Raw genomic sequence first — 19039 nt, 5'->3', positions numbered from 1 at the left:
ATGAAACCGTTCGCAGTATGGTTATGAGTCAAGGAGATGCGGTAGGCGAGACAGCCGTCCGTGCAGGTGAGGAATATCCGAGCTTCGCGAGAAGCGGAAACCATTCCCTGCAAACGTGTGCGTAACTCGCCGTCCGCCATCGACTGAGCGGAGACCCGAACACGCCTCACAGCCGTCGCGCGTTCGAGCCGGAACGATGGACGACCAGAAGGCCGAGGGCGGCACCCGATAGATGCCCCCGAAGGAGAGAGCAATGTACGCACTGCGCCCGACAACCCGTGAGCGGGGGGGGGGTATACGCTAAACGACTAGCGGCCACCGCCCTCGCCGTCTCGATGATGCTTGGCACGGCTCTCACTGGCATCATCACTTCGCCCATTGCTGCTTATGCGGATAATGGTTTCGCCGATGGTGCGTTTGCCGAGACCACGACTCAGTCAATGGGTACCGAGGCTAATCCGTCCAAAGATCGTGACCCAAGCGCCGCCACATGGGTCGGCGGCGATATGTTCGTTGGTAAGCGCCCGGCAAACTCCACCGTCAACGATTCCTCGCAGAACAACCTGATGAACGCAAACGGGCCCGACGGTTCGTATGCCGTAGAGGCCGAAGGTCTGACCGTCGTCAACGGCAAGCTTCTGCTGAACCCGCTGAAGAATTCGTGGGCCAAAATCAATGAGGGCGGCATTACCGGTGGTGGTTTCCGTTTCGGTATCGTAGGCTTCGGCACTCAGTTCCGTCCTGCGGAAGGCAGCACCGCGCTCGTGGTCGGCGGTAACAGTGATACAGTGATCGACTCCGGTAGCGGGGCCACGGCGAAGGTGAAGGCGTGGACTCGCTCCGGTTTCATCAAGGGCCACAGTCATCAGGCTTCTTTGGCTGGTAGCAAATCCGGCGTGTGGAATCATGACAATTATGATTCGATTCGTCAGGAAGACGGCGCTTCCGTCTCCTGGAATGCTCCCGATGACAATTTGGATAATGTTAGCGTCAAGACTGCTGACAATAGCGAAGCAACTACCAAGAAATTCTCCGAGGAGAATTTCTGGCAGGATTATGTCGTCGATGATATTTCCGAGCCGTTAAGCCATCTGACTGCGACCGGCACGGTGTCCGTTGATAAAGCGGACACCAATACAGTGACTCGACACAAGTACAACAACAGCAGTGTTAACTACAATTTCAATTACAACGATGACACCAAGACGGGCACTGGCCGCGGCATCGCCAACGGTGAAGAGTATACGAACCGTGAGAAGCTGATCACGTTTACCGGTTCGGGCACTGCGTCGATGGAGGTGTTCACCCTTAACGCCAGTGATCTGAGCGATTACATTGGTGGCACCCGATACCGTGGCATCGCGTTCAAGTTCGAGAACATTGCCGACGACGCGTCGATCGTGATCAACGTCAAGCCTGACGCGACGAACAAGAACATCTCCTTCCACACCGGTTGGAAGTTCTACTGGGGCAATACGCAGATCTCCGACGGTTACTTCGATGGGGCCACCCAAGAAGTGAAGTCTTTGTACGCGAAGGCCGCGCAGAAGATCCTGTGGAACTTCTACGACACCGACAATCTCACGATTTACGGTGGCGTGGCGAACGAGGACGGCAGCGACAATACCAAGAAGATCACGCAGGATGATCCGGCAGCGGCAATGATGGGCAGCATCATCGTCAAGAGCGAATCGTCGAACACGAACGGCAACTTCGAGTCGCACGTCTCCACGAACGGCCGCGTGTACACGGAGGGCGATTTCTCCATGTACAACCCGTACGTGGCGTGGAATTTCACGGGCAATCTCTTTGATGGCAATTCCTCTTCCGTGCTCGACATGGACCAAGAGCGTCACAACTTCCCGTGGAACGGTTCGTACAAGCCGTCTGGTGCGTCGATCAAGTGGAGTAAGTCGGACGCAGATGGCAAGTCGCTCGGCGGTACGACGTGGAGTGTATACGGCACGTACGCGGAGGCTGTGAAAGCGAACGGCACGCCGATCCTGACCGTGACGGATAACGGTTATTACGACGCGGACAAGAGCGACGGCGAGTTCCAGATCGATGGTCTGAAGACGAACGCGACTTACTACATCAAGGAAGTCAGCGCCGGAACCGGGTACCAGCTCAATACGAACATCTATTATGTGGCCACGGGCAATGCCTCTTCGGCATCGACGGTTACGCAGTCGGTCACGCAGACGAATGGCACGTTCCAGTATGGAACAGCCGATATGACGGACAACAAGATCATCAACCGTACGTCCGGTAGGGAAGTGGCATGGAAGAAGGTTGATGATTCGACCAAGGAGCTGCTTGAAGGCTCCGCTTGGCAAATCAAGCGCACTGATACTGGTGCGGCAGAAACTGACGTGTGGAACGTGACCGATGCGACCGGTGCCCAGGCGGCGACCGGGGTGACCATTGCAAGTGACACCACCGAACTCGCGGTGGGTGGTTCTGCTACGTTGACCGCGAAGGTTACGCCAGACAATGCCTCGCAGAAGGTCACTTGGAAGTTCGTTGATGAGAACGGTGCAGATACCACGCCGAGCAATGCGCAACTGTCTCCCAAGGACGATTCGTCCGCGACTATCGTGTCTCCAAGCGGATCGACTGCCGGCACGGTGTACGTGGTGGCATGTTCCGTATCGAATACGAGCGTGTGCAGTGACAAGAAGCAGATCGATGTCAAGATCGTGTCTGCTCAGTCGTTGACCGTTACGGATTCGTCCGATGTAGAGGTAACGGACGGTACGGCCATCACAGTGGCGCAGGGTGATCAGCTATCGTACACGGCGACGGTCTCCCCGACCACCGTACCGATTTCGTGGTCTTCGAGCAACGATTCTGTAGCCACGGTCGATAGCAAGCAGTCCAGTGGTACATCCACCGCAACCGTGACCATGCATGCGATCGGCTCGGCCACGATTACTGTGACCGCGGGAGATAAGAAGGTCTCGTTCACGGTGACGACGCCGAGCACGACCGTGTACTTCAAGAAGTCGCTGGTGAACTGGTCGAACTACTACCTGTATTACGACGGTGGCGGCAGCGAATGGCAGTTCGCGCAGATGACCGGCACGTGCGGCGACTACGTGTACGTGACGATCCCGAAGGCGACCAGCGGCAAGAACTTCCTGTTGCGTGACCGTGCGAGTAAGGACGGTTCCGACGGCTGGTTCAAGGGCAACGGTGGTTCGAACTTCACGTTCACCGGCAACATGGTGCAGGTGGTGGAAGCATATAACAACTTCCAGGGTTTGACGGCTCCGTCCGGTTGCACGGCGACTGCTGCGGCATCGGCCGCGACTGCTGCGGATGTTGCATCGGCTCAGTCGGATGAGACTGCGGCTGACGACGATTCGGTCGGATCCGATGACTGGTCTGATGGTGAAGCTGCGGTTTCGCCGATCGCCGATGAGACTGCAGGCGAGGCCGTGGATGAGACCGACGCATCGCAGTCCGGTGACGTGGCGGATGGTCAGTCGGAGGCTGTGACGGCTGCAGGGAAGGCTGCTTCCTGCACTGCGTCGGACGGTACGGTTTCCGATGGCAAGGTCATGCCGGGCGTGAAGTGCGACGTCGACACGGTGGCCGGCCAGTTCAAGGTCGACGGTCTTGAGGCGGGCACGTATTTGCTGCACGAGATCACCGCGCCGGACGGCTACACGATCAACAAGACCGTGTACCAGTTCACGATCGACGGTAATGGCAACGTGACGTGGGATGGCGGCTGGCCGAGCGAGGATGATGTGACTGATCAGTCCCAGTTCGACACTCAGCTGACGCCGGGCACGGACAACGCGATCGGCGATACGCCGACGGAGATCACTTGGTACAAGGTGAGTTCGACGGATACGTCTGATACTCCGAAGTATCTGAAGGGCGCGCAGTGGAAGCTGACGCTGAAGGCGACGACTACAGACGGTACTGACACTGTGTACTGCGTGGTCGACGGTAATGGCGCGGTTGCGAACAAGTCCGATGGCGGCACGACCTGTGATGGTACGCAGCTTGATGATTTGGATCCGAAGAGTGGCAAAAGGACTACTGAGTCGGACGGCATCATCTACCTGAAGGGTCTGAAGTTCGGTACGTACACGCTGGTGGAGACGGTTGCTCCGGAAGGGTATGACCTGTCGAAGACCGTGTACACGTTCACGATCAAGGACTCGACGACCGGTACGGTGCAGATCTACCGACCTGCGGCTGCGGCTTCGTCGGTATCGTCCGATGCGATGGCTGAGGGTGGGTCGCTGTCTGACTCTGGCATCATGCCGTTGAGCAGCGATGAGGAAGAACCGGTAACGGGCAACAAGATCCCGAACACTCCGGGCGTGGAACTGCCCGCCACCGGTGGCGAAGGCTCGACGTTCCTCCTGCGGTCCGGCGCGGTCATGGTGATCATGGCGGCGCTTGGCCTGGCCTTCATGGCAAGGAGGCGTCGCTCATGAGAATCCACCCGAAGGGAGGCTCCTACCCGTAACGTTCGCGGCCTCGCCATACGGCTCAGCGGTGTCGCGGTCTCACTTACAGCGAGACAGCATTCCCCGCATCGCTCCAGCAGGATCGCGGACTCGCCTACGGCGAGACTGTGTTCCCCGTGCCGCCGACGGCGGCACTCGAAGCTGGCGGAGCCTCGGCCCCCTCACTGAGGGGGCTCCCGGCGAAGCCGGGTGGGGGAGCTCCACACCCCGCCACCCATAACTCAACGGTTCAACCCCTAAAGGGGTTGCCCCTTACCCCAAATTTTCATAACTTAACCACCCAAATCAAAGAAGATCACTCAAAGGAGTAATCATGAAGAAGTTAGGAAAGGCCCTCCTGGGCCTCGTCGCCGCCGTAGCGATGCTCTTCACCGGCCTCGTCGCCCCCACCACCGCGTTGGCGGATGTGACTCCGGCCACCACCATCACCATCAAGGATGTCTATAGTGGTGATAAGTACGAGGGCTGGCGTCTGCTGAATGTAACGCAGTCTGCGGATGGTACGAATACTGCGTATCAGTTGAATGATAAGTACGCGGGAACTTTGAAGGACGTCATCAACGCTGCTGTGCCTAACACGGTAACTGCTACTTCTGGTGAAGAACTGCGCTCGCAGATCGTCAACTACATCAGCAAGCTGGATACTGATGGTGTTCGTACGTTCGCGAATGCCGTGTGGGCCAAGGTGTGGGATGCGACCAATAATAAGGCGAACACGGGTCTGGAATCCGATGTCTCTGCCACGGCTACTCAGGATGGCGATCTGACTATCAATAACGCTGCGTCTGGTTATTACCTGCTCGCACAGACTGAGAACGGCAAGACTGGTACCGGCACTGAGGACGGTAAGGCTTACTCGCTGGTCATGCTGGATACCAAGGGCCTGGCGAACGTGGACGTTACTTCGAAGAAGAATATCCCGACTTTCGAGAAGAAGGTCATGGACAAGAACGATTCTGATAACGAAGGCAAGGGTTCTGAGTCTGGTTGGCAGGATTCCGCCGATTACGACGTGAACGATACGGTTCCGTTCCAGTTCACCGGCACCATGCCTTCGGATATCGACGAGTATGACACCTACAAGTACGTGTTCCACGATTCCATGTCCAAGGGCCTGACCTTCAACAAGGACAGCATCAAGGTGTACCTGAACAGCGTCTCCGACATTAACTTGATCGACACATCCTCCTACAGCGTTGTTGAGACTGATTCCTCTCCGGCTCTTGATGATAATGATGGAACGAACTTCACGATCACGTTCACTGATCTGAAGACGGCCACTATTAACGGCACGACGATCACGTTGAATAAGGATTCGAAGATCATCGTCCAATACAACGGTACGTTGAACGGCAATGCTTTGATTGGCGCTACCGGTAACCCGAACTACGCGTACCTTGAGTACGAGAACAACCCGAACGATGAGGGTAAAGGCACCAGCCGCACCAAGACCGACAAGGTCATCGTCTTCACCTACGAGGTTGATATCAACAAGGTTGATAACAACAAGCGGCCGCTTGCCGGTGCTACGTTCAAGCTGGAGAAGTACTACACCAAGGATGGGGAGTCGGCTCCGGCTTGGCATGAGGTCGGCACCATTCAGACGTCGCTTTCTGATGGCAAGTATGTTTCCGCATTCCAGCGCGTGGATGACGGCAAGTACCGTCTGACTGAGACCGTGGTTCCGGACGGCTATTCTGGTATCGACCCGATCGAGTTCACCATCACCGCTACGCATGAAGAGACCTCGGATGATCCGAAGCTGCAGACGATTACCATTAACGGTCTTACTGGTGCTCAGGGTAATACTACTTCCGGTATCGTGTCTGCGACCATTGAAAACAAGCCGGGATCTGAGCTCCCGTCCACTGGTGGCATGGGCACTGTGGTCCTCTACGCTCTCGGTGGTGCGTTCGTGGTCGCCGCCGGCCTGTGGTTCGGCCTGCGTCGTCGCTTCTCCAACCGCTAGCGGTATTAATTCCTCGCTGTAATTTAGACAGTGAGAGTTCATAGAGTTCTTTGTCCTGCCCTGCTTTCGGGTGTGGGCAGGACAAAGAACGTTTTGTATTGGTTTGTTTATATTCATATTCGTCGGTGAGCGTAAGGGCAAGATATGAGTGCGAGACAGGATGGAACTGCTTTCTGGGATAGAAACAGTCATTTGTTTGGATTTTTGTCGATTGCCCTTCTATTGGTTTCTGTCCTCGTGACATATTTTTGTCAGAGTCAGGCTACATGGGTGCATGTGCTTACTGTCATATGTTTTCTTGGATTTATTGCATCTGGGTTGCGATGGCTTATGGGTAAGGGTAAGACATTGTTTACTCTGTGTGTTTTCAAGATTTGTTCTGTAGTATTCAGTGCAGTTGGTTTGCTTTTTCTGGGTTTAAGTTTTGTGGATGGTGATGTCGTAATTAGTGACGCAGAGTTCGTGGGTGTAGATTCATCTCAATTTGACAAAATTACTGTAGATGTTCAAAATAATTGGCGTGCTTTAGGTGTGTTTCTAGTGATGATGGGTATCACTAGTTTTTGTGCATATCGTTCGGAGAAAAAGCATGTGGATCGAGATTATTATAACTTATTGCTTTATCCATTTTTAATGCTTGCGGCCGGCTTCTTTTCTGTTGTGCCCGGATATTCTGTACTGCAAGAAGAGATAGGGTCGGCGTTTATGTCCTTTATTCTGTTTCAATTTATTAAAGATCTTTGGCAGTTTGATAAAGGGAAAGCGAGTGTTGCTGTAAATGCAAGTGAGATAAAAGCTGATGATGTAGTTCATGATGATATGGGTATTGCGAATGCATTGGCTTTAGGTGTACGTGTGGGCAACGTGACTTCCGAGAGTTTTTCTGCCAAGAATGTTGTTGCTGAACAAGTGCATATACAACAGGCTACGGCTCAAAGAGTTAGGGTCCGTGACCTGTCTGCTATCGGAGCTAAGTCAGGTGATACAACGGTTGATAATATGACCGCTTGCTCTTTTAAGGCCAAAGAGGTTATTTTGGGGAAGGATCCGGAATCTGAAAAAGAAAACAGAAATTCGGATGATAGCAATTCTCCTCAATAATCAGAATGTTTCTATGAGCTTTTATAGTATTCGGATCTCTGTAAGGAAACAAAAATGACTGACACAAACATAGACCGCAAGCGCGGTCGGAGTGCAGTGGCGTGTGGATCGCGTTGGGCCAGCGGTGTCCTTGCGATGATCTGCTCGCTGGCACTTCTGCTGACTGGTGTCGCGTTCGTATTGTTGCCGGCCTCGACTGCGTATGCGGCAGAAGAAAAGGGCAGTATCACGGTCAATTACAAGGATGGTGATACCGCCATCGCCGGTGCGACTGCGCACCTCTATCACGTCGCCGACTGGAATGCTTCCAATGATGGGTTCACTCCGACGAAGGAGTTCGAGTCCTATCAGGTGGATTGGAATGTCTACGACATGGATTCGGAGACGTATCGTCAGCTGGCTGAGACGCTTGCCGGATACATTTCCCGCGACGGCTTGGAGCCGCAGGCTGATCAAACCACAGACTCTACCGGCACTGCGGTGTTCGAGAACCTGTCGCGGGGATTGTATCTGGTGGTCATCGACCCCTATGACGGCGACTCATTATCATGCAAGGGCTCGGCGGTCCTGGTCGCCGTTCCCTCCGGCACCTCTGCCGATGCGTCGTTGGATGTGACGTTGACTCCGAAGACGGAGTGCAGTCCGAAGCAGACCCCACCGCCGGATACTCCTCCCGAGACGGTGAAAAAGAAGGTCACCAAGGTCTGGAAGAACGACAGTGCGTCCACTCGTCCTTCGAAGGTGGTCGTCCAATTGCTCCAGGACGGGAAGGTGTATGCCGAGGTCGAGTTGAACGAGGCTAACGGTTGGTCGTATGAGTGGAAGGATCTTCCCTCCGGCCACGAGTACCGGATCGTGGAGAAGACCGTGGCTGACGATTACACGGTTCTGGTGGATCGTGAGTCTGACGAGATGATCGTCACGAACACGTACAATCCGCCGAAGCCTCCGGATGACCATAATCCGCCGGATGATCATAATCCGCCGGATGACAGGACTCCGCCTCATGAGGATGAAAAGACCCCGCCGAATACGCCGGGCAAGAAGACTCCTCCCGCGGAGACCGGTTCGAACGTGTCCACTGCCGCCGCGTGCGCGGTCGGCTTGTCGGGCGCGGGTCTGGCCGTGCTGCGTATCCGCCGCCGGCGTATCGCTGATAATTCCAAAGCTTGATGGCTTGGACGGGGCGTGGGGGTTCGTATTCCTCACCTCTCTTCACCTCGCGGATCCCCGTGTTTCCCGTCCACCCCATCTCTCGAATAAATAATCCGACCTTTCCGGGCTGTTCGTTACTCCTATTCCTGCAGCCCGGAAGGTCTTCTCTCGTTTTTGTAGAGATGATTTCCTGGTAAGGAGTATTGATATGAGCGAAGAAGAAGATCGACGTGTGACTGCCGATGATGAGAATGCTCGCAATCATGATGCATCGGCTAATGCTGTCAATGATCCGAATATTGAGAGCCATGGCAATGGTGATGTGCCGGTTGACGATGCTGCACCTCAATCGGGAAAAACCGATGAAGCTGATAACGATGGTCATGAGTCGAAATCAGAGACGGGGTCGCAAGAGTCTCCTGAGCAAGGGGACTCCCATGCTGGTGAGGGTGCGGATCAGGGTGAAGGTCGGCAGGTTTTTGAAGGTATAAGTTGGCCGGTTGAGCATGCTAAAGAGAACAAGAATGAGGGCTCGCCGGATAAGAAGAGTGATCCTTGCAAAGTCAATTGTAGTGGCCGTATTATAATCGGCATTATTGCATTGATAATAAGCCTTGCATTTACTGTATGGGCGGCTTGTAAGGGGCTATTGTTTAACGGTGGTGCTGATGCGGCTACTGCTGCCAGTATTGAGGTATTTATCATTGACTGTGGGGCGTTGATCGCTTTTGTTATTGCTCTTTTTTGCTTCTTCCTCCGTTCTGTTCCTCTTAGGTATTTGATTATCCTTGTTCCTTTCGTTTTAGGTATCATTGGTGTGCTTGCGGCGTTGCGGACAACGAATCTGACATGGTCCCAAACCATTGTGTACATGGGTCTTTGCTTCTTCCTGATTAAACTGGTTTCGGATTCAATTGTTGATTTACTCAAGATCCGTGACTCTCATGTGCAGAAAGAGACCGATGGGGCACAGCGTTCTGAAGGAATTGATGCTGAATTCCATGTTTCCGGAAGAATTGCCGCCCCGTCTTCCAGCAATGTTGGAGTTAACCTTACCGGAAAAATTGATAATCGGACCGGGACAACCGGTACTAGTGCGGCTGCTTCTCGGATGTCGTCGATAGGGGCTTCTAATGCGGGGAATAATGTCCAACAGCAGCCCGTTCCGTCCAATGTCGGCGCTCACAACTCTATCGATTCTGATGCACAGAGTGCTTCTGGTAATACGCATGTTCATATGTCCAACACGGTTAACGACCATGACCTCAACAGTGCGGTCGACTCCGTAGCAAAGGGAACGGAGCGGGTGTCTATGGTGGTGGCCTCTAGTCGAATTGGTCGGGATGTACCGTCGTCTTCGATTGAGTCTAATGAACAAACCGTGAAGTTTGCCGGCGGAATAAACACACTTATTCAGCAGGTCTCTTCGATAACGGCAGATGATGTAGAAAAAGCGTCTTCAATTGGAATGCGTCTTGCGCTTGTTTTCTTCTTGCTTGTTTTGATTACTACCTATCCGGAAGTCGCAGTCGATGTGGCAACGGATCTACAAGCGATTTTTAAATGATGTACACCCGTGTTGTCTATTGCTGATCGATAGACAGCACGGGTTCGATTTAATCTACTGAGTTCTCTTTGGAAGATGAGTATGTTATTACAGTCTGGTCAGTAGCTCGTTATTCTCGCTAATGGCTCTAATTGATCAGTGGAACGGGGTGCATTTGGCTTTTTCTGACTGTCTATAACGCTCGTTTTACGAATTATTGACTGAAACCTCGGAATTTTTGAGATAAAGGAAATCTATGACTGCCAAACGTCGCAAACGGCCGATCGATATCATCTCTACGGTCGTCTCCGCGTTCTTCGCGGTGGTGTTGGTGGTGGGTGTTGGGTTGTTGGCGTATCCGTCGGTGACGGATTGGTGGAATCGCATGCACCAGTCAAGGGCGGTGGCCACGTACATCGAGCAGACCGAGGACCTGAGCCAGGCGAAGAAGACGGCGATGCTCACGGCCGCCCGGGAATACAACGAGCAACTGCTGTCCGTGTCGGACCGGTGGCGTCTGACCGACGAGCAGAAAAAGGAGTACGAGTCGATCCTCGACGTGTCGGGTACCGGGATCATGGGCTACGTCACCATCCCCAAGCTCAAGGTGCGGTTCCCCGTCTACCACGGCACCGACGAGGGCGTGCTCCAGATCGCGATCGGCCATTTGGAGGGCAGCAGCCTGCCGGTCGGCGGCGCGTCCACGCACGCGGTCGTCTCGGGCCATACGGGCCTTCCCAGCGCGAAGCTGCTCACCGGACTCGACACGCTCGTCAAAGGCGACACGTTCGCATTCCATGTGCTTGACGAGACGTACACGTATCAGGTCGATCAGATCAGCGTGGTCCTGCCCAACGAATTGGACAAGCTCAACATCGAGGACGGCAAGGATTACGCGACCGTGGTCACCTGCACCCCATACGGCGTCAACACGCACCGCCTCCTGGTGCGCGGCCATCGCATCCCCAACCCGACGACTCCGGATACGACCGACTATGACACCCCGGTGCGCACGTACACCACGGCGATCATCGCGGTCGCGGCGACGGTGCTCGTGCTGGGCGTGATCATCGTCCGCTGGCTGATCGTACGCCGCAGGCGCCCACACGGCGGACACTCCACCGGCAACAACAGCAAATCCAACGCCAGCGGTAACGATTCGGAATACTACGGAAGCGACGACTGGGAATCGTTCTTCGACAACGCGCAATAACCAACCCGCAAGCGAAAGGAGGTGAATCATGGTGCTGTACCGGTGGGACGACGACGGGGTGGAGACATACCCCAGCTATCGCAAGGCATTGAACTGGCTGCACGGGCAAGGGCACGAACAGGCCGAAATGGAAGGACTGCGGCAGGCCGTGTTCGACGGCAGCCAATACTGCGGGTACCGGTGGTCGCTGCGTAAAACCATGCCGTCATGCGACGGACGCGACGGAACAACGGCCAACGGCAACAATAGCGGCACCAGAAGCGGCAACGGTACCGCGACGCGTGGCAGAGCTTCATCGACCGCAGGCCGTCGCACATCGCAACACGCCACGCAAGCGTCGTTCGACGGACGCGAACGACGCGAAGGACCCGTCGAACAGATCGACCCGCTCACGCTGGAAGTCGTCGCCTCATACGACAGCGCCGTATCCGCAGCCGAAGCGGCGCGCGTCCTGCCGAAAATGATCCGCGTCGCATGCCGACGCCAAATGCAATCCGCAGGCTACCTATGGCGATGGAAAGGCGACAAACGACACCTCGCCACGCCCGCGCGCATCGGACACGGGCGCGTCGTATGCCGTACCGACCGCGACGGGAACGTGCTCGAAGTGTATCCGTCGCTCATGGCCGCGGCCGAGTCCATCGGCAGCCAATGGCGCATGACCATCGCCCACGCGATCGAAAACAACCGGTCCGCCGGCGGGTACTGGTGGCGATATCTGGAGGAGTGATCTAATCGTTGGATTCGGCACTCATCCGGTAGAAGGCCGCGTGCTCTCGGAGATACTCTCGCAGGTACGGGATGGCGAAATCGACCTTTCCGTACCCCTTGTTCTCGATGACCTGCGCATCCAGCAGGCGAGCGCGGTAGTTACCGGCATAATTCACGCCTTTGCCAAGACGCTCGGCGATCACGGAAGTGGAGGACGGGCCATCGTCCTGCGCCATGGCGAGCAGATACGTTCGGTCAACGGACGACAATCCGTCCAGTTCCGGTCCGTGCACGGTTTCTCCCAAACGAGTCAGCGCCTTGCGAATGCCCGTCTGAGTGTCTTCGACAGAGATCACGGGATCGTCCGGATGATTCCTTCTCGCCTGACTCCAAATGTAATAGCCGACAAGCTGGATCATGAACGGGTAGCCGAACGTCGCCTCCGTGGCCGCCTTCAGAGGATCCTCGGCCAATATCATACCCGTTTCGCCGAAAGTATCCGCGAACGCGGCGGAGACCGCTTCCAAGGGGACATCTCTCAAAGCGTGTGGTTCGGCCCGCCGCATGAACGTGGTCGCATCATTGTTCAGCCATTTGGACGACATGGAAGGCAGTCCGGCGAACACGAGCGCGTAATCCCGGTTCTCTACGTTCATGGCCTGCGCGGCGTTGGCTATGGCGATCATGTCGTTCTTGTCCACGGCCTGAGCCTCATCGATTTCAATGAGCAGACCGGCATCGTGCTTCTCCAGACGGCTGATCCGATCGCGTAGAGCGCTGGTCAGCGTCAAAGGCATCTGCTGCGCAGACTCGTAATGATAGGTGCCGATGCTTCCTCCAAAGAGGCCGGCCACGTTGATGCTCGGGCTCAGTGTGAAGTCATGTTTTCCCTGAGACGGCGGCTGCAACTGTGCGACCAGTCTTGCTCCCAAGCCTTCGGATGCCGATTCTCGAATGACCTCCCACCCTCGGGCGCTGGCGATTTCGGCGAATTTCGATAGCAGCACCGTTTTGCCGATGCCTCGCGCTCCGGTGACCCGCATCAGGCGGGAAGGCGCTCCCGGGCCGTTATCCAATCCTTCGACAAAGTCGTCGATGTCGTTGTCTCGGCCTATCAGGAGAGGCGGCGTATACCCGGCACCGGGTTTGAACGGGTTCTGCTTTGTCTTGTTTGTTTTGGCCATTGGAAGTCCTTGCCGGGCGGTTTTCATAAATTATAAAAAGTATAAAACATTTCATAACGGGTGGTGACGGATCCTTGGGCTGCGAGGCGTATGGGGCGGAATCACGCCGTGTTTCGACGGTTCCGTTGCTTTGTTGCGCGGGTTCCTTGAGAGAGCGGGGGTCTTTGGGTTCAGTCTCCGGACGTGGCTCGGATGGGCAGACGTGCGTAATAACACGACGCAGACGTTCATTCGTCATGTATGTATGACAGGTTACGGAAGGCGCTCTCGGAAGAGCGGAGGATTTCCTCTATGCTTCGGTTCTGGTGCTCCTCAGTCTTTGGTATATGTCCTGCGGCAAGTGACGGTTGCCGAATCCTTTGACCAGGATCCCGTCTTCGGTCCTCCTGTAGACGATGCGCATATCGGCCTTGGCTCCCCGAATTCGCGCATGCTGGTAATGATAGCTGTTCCAGCCGGCCGAGCTGTAGATCAGCGAAGTCCCGGTCACCCGCCCCGTCGACAGCCGCATCATTGCGCGCACTGTCTGTTCCACGGCCGAACGGAACTCCTCCGGCTCGTTCCATGATCTAGCCAAGACGAGCACGTCTTCGAGCAATGCCGTCGGATTCATGCTTAATCCCTTGACGCGGGATATCGCCATGACCGCTTGGATGATGTCCTGCTGTGTGGTCATGTGGTCACTCTTCCGTTGCGTTGACGAACTTCATCATGTCGCCCGAGTGCGTCGCGAATTCCCTCAGGGCGGCTTCAGCCAAGGCGTCTCCGCTGCTTGCGGGGGCGTCGTCCGGTCGGTCGGCGAATATGCGTCCGATCTCGAGCGTTTCGGCGGCCGATTCGGCTTTCCTGATCTCGTCCACCAGGTCATAGAGTGCCTGCGGGGTGAGGATGTAGGCGGTAGTGTCGTTGCGGTCCATGACCTCGAGGATGCCGTTGTTGGCCAGGTCACTTCTCCATGCAGTCCCGCGGTTGAGGTCGGTGAGCGATATGCGGGTACGGATGCTGCTCGCGTCCCGTATCGTTTCGATGCGGTTGATGGTGTCCATGTCTAATCCTTCCCTGACGACGTTATTTGTTACGTATTGTTTTACGTATTATATCGCGTCTTGCGGAACCGTTCCTTGATAATTCATCAGTAGGATCTCTGCGAATTCATCAGTAGGGTTCTTGCAGATTCATCAGTAGAGGTGGTTTATTGCGTTGTGGTTGGTCGGTTTGTGGTGGAATCGCGCTGCGCGCGATGCTGGGTTGCTGGCGGCCTTACGGCCGCGGAGCTCCCCCAGTCCGGCTACGCCGGACAGCCCCCTCAGTGAGAGGGCCGAGGCTGCCGCCAGCACCACTGGCGTCACTCCGCCAGCTTCATTACTCGTTACCGCTGGCTACTTCGATTGCTGTTATCTCTACTACACAAAGAGGTCGCGTGCGGCGGCGCAAGCCGCCGCCGGCAATACAGCATCGCGCGATAGCGCGATTCCGAATGGCGGAGTGGCGTTTGGGCGGGGCGGGGCGAATCATCCCTGAGGTGGATTGTTGTCATTCGTATGATGACACAGACTGTGTCGGAGGAGCGAAGGCCATAGACTTGAGTCGGTACGATCAAGAAGGGATGTTGTCAATGGCGATAATCACGGGGGAGAAGTCCGCGCGCCCGGCGCGGCCGATGATCGAAGTGAGGAACCTGCGCAAGGAGTATCCGGTCGTCGACGAGACCGTCGTCGCACTCGAACGCATCAACCTCACCATCCCGAAGGGTCAGATCTGCTGCATCTACGGCGAATCCGGATCCGGCAAATCCACGCTGCTCAACCAGCTCGCCGGCATGGAGAAACCGACGCGCGGCGGCGTGCGCATCGGCGGCGTCGTCGTCTCCGAACTCGACGAACGCGAGCTCGCCGCCTTCCGCCAACGTCATCTCGGCTTCGTGTTCCAGTCATACAACCTGCTGCCGAACCTCAACGCGATCGAAAACGTCGCCATGCCGCTCATGTTCCGCGGCATGCCGAAAGCCAAACGCGAGGCGATCGCACGCGGCATCCTCAAACGCGTCGGCCTCGGCAAACGCATGACCCACTATCCGACGCAGATGTCCGGCGGCCAGCAGCAGCGCGTCGGCATCGCGCGCGCGTTCGTCGCCAAACCGCAGGTCGTATTCGCCGACGAACCGACCGGCAACCTCGACTCGCGCACCAAGATCGACGTGATGGAAATGATCGTCGGATTCGCGCGCGAACTCAACCAGACGATCGTGCTCGTCACGCACGACGACAACATGGCGCAGTACGCGGACCGCATCGTCACGCTGCTCGACGGCAGGATCGTCGGCGACCAGCTGATCGGGCACGCACACGCCGCATAGCCGAATAAGCCCCAACGCGGCATAGACCAACGGACTTGACCTTATATATAGGAAGGGAAACCATGAAGAACCGAGAGAAGAAAAGCCTGATCGCCGCGGCCGCGGCCCTGCTGGCCACGCCGGCGATGCTGCTCGCCTGTGCCGCGACGCCGGCCGCGTTCGCGGCGGCGGAAGCCCCGGCGGCCACCTCCGCGGACGGCGGCAATGCCAGCACTGCGACCGACGGCAAGACTGGCGGCAAGACCAAGTCCGCGGTCGCCGCGGGAACCGACGGCAAGGTCAGCAACGCCGTCGCCGACGGCAAGAACGCGGGCGGCACGTCGACCACGCCCGCGGTCGACGGCGGCGGATCGTCGACCAGCGGCAACGGCACGACCGACGGCAACGGCACGAACAGTGGCACGGACGGCAACGACACCACCCCCGTCGCAGGCCCCGTGCCGAACATCATCATCACCAACTTCGACTACGGCAGCGCGAAAACCGTGTCGGTCGGCAGCGACTTCAACCTCTCCTTCACATTCCAGAACATGGGCAAGGTCGCGATCGACAACCTCGTCGTCACCGTGGACGGCGGCGAAAGCTTCGCAATCGCCGGCGGCACCAACACGTTCTACTTCGACAAGCTCGGCGCGGGCTACGCGATGACGCAAAGCCTGCCCATGCAGGTCCTGCCGAGCGCCACGTCCGGTGCGCAGGGCGTCACCGTCAGCTTCAAATACGAGTACGTGGACGCGGGCACGCGCAGCTCCAACAATTCCGATATCAAAATCTCCGTGCCCGTTTCCCAGCCCGACCGCTTCGAGCTGACCAATCCGGTCCCGCCGGACGGCGCAACCGTTGGCAGCGAGACCACCGTCACGCTCAACTACGTGAACAAGGGCAAGGGCGACATTGCCAACGTCGAGGCCAGCATCGAAGGCGAAGGCATCCAGGCCACCAACGCCACGCAGTACGTGGGCAATGTCGCATCCGGTGCGAACGGTTCCATCGGCTTCGCGTTCACGCCCACGCAGGCCGGCGACATCAACGCCACGCTGCGCGTCACCTACGAGGACTCCGACGGCAAGACGCAGAAGAAGGAATTCCCGATCACCATCACCGCATCCGACGCGGCGCCGGTCGACCCGAACGACAACGGCATGGTCGTGCCCGACGACACCGCGCAGGAGCAGGGCGCGCCGATGTGGGCGTGGATCGTCGGCGCGCTCGCCGTCGCGGCCGCGATCGTGGCGACCGTGGTGATCGTGCGCAAGCGGCGCAAGGCCAAGAAGAACCAGGCCAGCATCGACGACGAGTGGGATGACTGGAGCGCGGACGGCGCCGGTGCGGCGGGCGACGGTGCTGACGCGGCGGGTGCGGCAGGCGCGGCTGGCGCGGCAGGCGACGAGACGCAGGTGATCACGCCGGCGCGCGCGTGAATCGTGAGGATCATCGCATGAGATTCACCGACATTCTGCACCTGTGCAGCCAAAACCTGTTCCGACGAAAGTCGCGCACGATCCTGACCGTGCTCGGCGTGATCGTCGGCTGCTGCTCGATCGTCACCATGGTCTCGATCGGCTCCGGCATCAACGAGATGAACGAACAGTCACTCAAGCAGATGGGCGACCTGACCATCATCAACGTATACAAGCAAGGCAACTACGACGGCTTCGGCACGTCGGACACGACCGGCGGCCAGGTAGCGGAAACCAAACTCGACGACAAAGCCATCGAATCGTTTAAACAGATCCCAGGCGTCGAAGGTGCGACCGCGCAGATGTCGCTCAGCTACACGGTCACCATGACCGCCGAAAACGGGCGATACATCGCCACATACGGCGACATCCAGGCCATCGACATGTCCCAGCTCGAGAACATGGGGTACAAGCTCACCAGCGGCACCGCCCCCACCAAAAGCGGGGAGGTGCTCGCCGGACAGTACCTCGCCTACCAGTTCTACGACAGGTTCCGCCCCGAAGGCTCCAACATGCGCTACCAGCCGCAGGACGCGGGCGACGGCACCTACTGGGTATGCGACGCGACCGGCAACTGCTCGCAGGTGCCCGCCGACCAGCTCGGCGACGAGGCCAAGCCGTTCTTCGACCCGATGAACACGGAGATCACGCTGACCATCCAGACCAGCGACGACTCGTCGAACGGCGGCACGACGATGGACATGGGCTACGGATACGGTTCCGGCGCCTCGGGCTCCATCTCGGCGGGCGGGACCGGCGATTCCGGCGGCGCAGGCGGCTCAAGCGGGGCGAACGGCTCCGGCAACACGTTCAAACTACGCACGACCGGCATCCTCAAAGAGGACTACAACAAGGGCTCCGCAACCTCGTCGGGCATGCTCATGGACATCGCCCAGCTCAAGGAGATGATCGCCAAAACCGACAAGTCCGCGGCGAAAACCACCACGTACGAGCAGGCGCTCGTCAAGGTCTCCGACATCTCGCAGGTGAGCGAGGTCGAACAGCAGATCAAGGACATGGGCTTCTCCACCTCCTCGTACGAGGAGATCCGCAAACAGATGGAGGAGCAGTCGCGTGGCATCCAGATGGCGCTCGGCGGCATCGGCGCGGTCTCGCTGCTCGTGGCGGCCATCGGCATCACCAACACGATGGTCATGTCCGTGACCGAACGCACGCGCGAAATCGGCATCATGAAGGCGCTCGGCTGCTACGTGCGCGACATCCGCATCATGTTCCTCGGGGAGGCGGGCTTCATCGGCCTGCTCGGCGGCGTGATCGGCTGCGTGCTCAGCGCGGTCATATCGATCGGCATCAACCTCGTGTACATGGGCGGCATCAGCGGCGAGAACATATGGCATGCGATCGTGGGCGGCGAGAACGTGATGCGCCTGTCGGTGATCCCGTGGTGGCTGTTCGTGTTCGCGATCCTCTTCTCCACGGCGATCGGCCTGGTGTCGGGCTTCCAGCCGGCCAACAAGGCGGTGAAGATCCCGGCGCTTGACGCGATCAAGAACCAGCAGTAGCCGGCGCAGTGGGTTTGGCTGTGGCAGCCAGCGGCGAGCAGCGCCGGCGTCCGGTTTCGGCTTGTTCTGGAGTGCATCTTGCAGTTGTCTGTTGGTCGGCTGATTACCGGCTTCGTTGATCGTGTTGACGGATTGTCAAAATGTTGGAATTTCAACAGTCAATTCATTTAACTAATGCCCAGGCGCCGGCTGTACCTGAGATGGCAACAGACAACTGCAAGATATGCCTGAAATGAAGCCAAAAATGGTGGCAGGAGGCTCGGCAGGACTCGGCCAAACTGGTCCACGTAGATCCGCGCAGGTTACATGGACCGGTTTTGGCTTGTTGTGG

General features: G+C 57.3%; 13 protein-coding genes. 10 read left to right on the top strand and 3 right to left on the bottom strand.

Annotation, left to right across the window (positions count from 1 at the left end; translation table 11 throughout):
- Positions 1 to 335: 335 nt before the first annotated feature.
- The 7 genes from JS533_RS09230 to JS533_RS09200 all read left to right on the top strand — a co-directional run bounded on the left by JS533_RS09230 (position 336) and on the right by JS533_RS09200 (position 12204).
- Complete coding sequence (locus tag JS533_RS09230) at positions 336 to 4457, top strand: SpaA isopeptide-forming pilin-related protein (protein WP_241514128.1); 4122 nt, start codon at positions 336 to 338, stop codon at positions 4455 to 4457.
- Positions 4458 to 4803: 346 nt separating this feature from the next.
- Positions 4804 to 6459, top strand: coding sequence for an isopeptide-forming domain-containing fimbrial protein (locus tag JS533_RS09225; RefSeq protein ID WP_241514127.1), 1656 nt, complete (start codon positions 4804 to 4806; stop codon positions 6457 to 6459).
- Between the two features lie 144 nt (positions 6460 to 6603).
- Entirely contained in the window at positions 6604 to 7560 is a 957-nt protein-coding gene (locus JS533_RS09220; RefSeq protein WP_241514126.1) for a hypothetical protein, read from the top strand.
- Positions 7561 to 7614: 54 nt separating this feature from the next.
- A complete protein-coding gene (locus JS533_RS09215) occupies positions 7615 to 8733 on the top strand; it encodes a Cna B-type domain-containing protein (RefSeq protein ID WP_241514125.1) in 1119 nt (372 codons plus the stop codon).
- A gap of 190 nt (positions 8734 to 8923) precedes the next feature.
- Positions 8924 to 10282 carry a hypothetical protein gene (locus JS533_RS09210; protein ID WP_241514124.1) on the top strand — a complete coding sequence of 453 codons (1359 nt, stop codon included), beginning with the start codon at positions 8924 to 8926 and terminating at the stop codon, positions 10280 to 10282.
- Positions 10283 to 10517: 235 nt separating this feature from the next.
- Positions 10518 to 11474, top strand: coding sequence for a class C sortase (locus JS533_RS09205; RefSeq protein ID WP_241514123.1), 957 nt, complete (start codon positions 10518 to 10520; stop codon positions 11472 to 11474).
- A gap of 28 nt (positions 11475 to 11502) precedes the next feature.
- A complete protein-coding gene (locus JS533_RS09200) occupies positions 11503 to 12204 on the top strand; it encodes a hypothetical protein (protein ID WP_241514122.1) in 702 nt (233 codons plus the stop codon).
- Between the two features lies 1 nt (position 12205).
- Here JS533_RS09200 and JS533_RS09195 read toward each other — a convergent pair whose 3' ends face one another.
- The 3 genes from JS533_RS09195 to JS533_RS09185 all read right to left on the bottom strand — a co-directional run bounded on the left by JS533_RS09195 (position 12206) and on the right by JS533_RS09185 (position 14415).
- A complete protein-coding gene (locus JS533_RS09195) occupies positions 12206 to 13369 on the bottom strand; it encodes an ATP-binding protein (protein WP_241514121.1) in 1164 nt (387 codons plus the stop codon).
- Between the two features lie 289 nt (positions 13370 to 13658).
- Positions 13659 to 14045: a hypothetical protein gene (locus JS533_RS09190; protein WP_241514120.1), complete on the bottom strand. Its 387-nt coding sequence runs from the start codon at positions 14043 to 14045 to the stop codon at positions 13659 to 13661.
- Between the two features lie 4 nt (positions 14046 to 14049).
- Positions 14050 to 14415 (bottom strand): hypothetical protein, encoded by a 366-nt coding sequence (locus JS533_RS09185; protein WP_241514119.1) that lies wholly within the window; start codon positions 14413 to 14415, stop codon positions 14050 to 14052.
- Between the two features lie 569 nt (positions 14416 to 14984).
- Between JS533_RS09185 and JS533_RS09180 the strand changes: the two genes are divergently transcribed.
- From JS533_RS09180 to JS533_RS09170, 3 genes are all read left to right on the top strand, one after another.
- Complete coding sequence (locus JS533_RS09180; RefSeq protein WP_241514118.1) at positions 14985 to 15725, top strand: ABC transporter ATP-binding protein; 741 nt, start codon at positions 14985 to 14987, stop codon at positions 15723 to 15725.
- A 62-nt stretch (positions 15726 to 15787) separates the two neighbouring features.
- Positions 15788 to 17146: a COG1361 family protein gene (locus JS533_RS09175; protein WP_241514117.1), complete on the top strand. Its 1359-nt coding sequence runs from the start codon at positions 15788 to 15790 to the stop codon at positions 17144 to 17146.
- A 17-nt stretch (positions 17147 to 17163) separates the two neighbouring features.
- Positions 17164 to 18708, top strand: coding sequence for an ABC transporter permease (locus tag JS533_RS09170; protein WP_241514116.1), 1545 nt, complete (start codon positions 17164 to 17166; stop codon positions 18706 to 18708).
- The last annotated feature ends 331 nt before the right edge of the window (positions 18709 to 19039 follow it).

It is taken from the genome of Bifidobacterium amazonense (assembly GCF_018555435.2).
In the GTDB taxonomy this organism is placed as follows: Bacteria; Actinomycetota; Actinomycetes; order Actinomycetales; family Bifidobacteriaceae; genus Bifidobacterium; species Bifidobacterium amazonense.
This window is presented reverse-complemented; position numbering and strand designations above follow the sequence as displayed.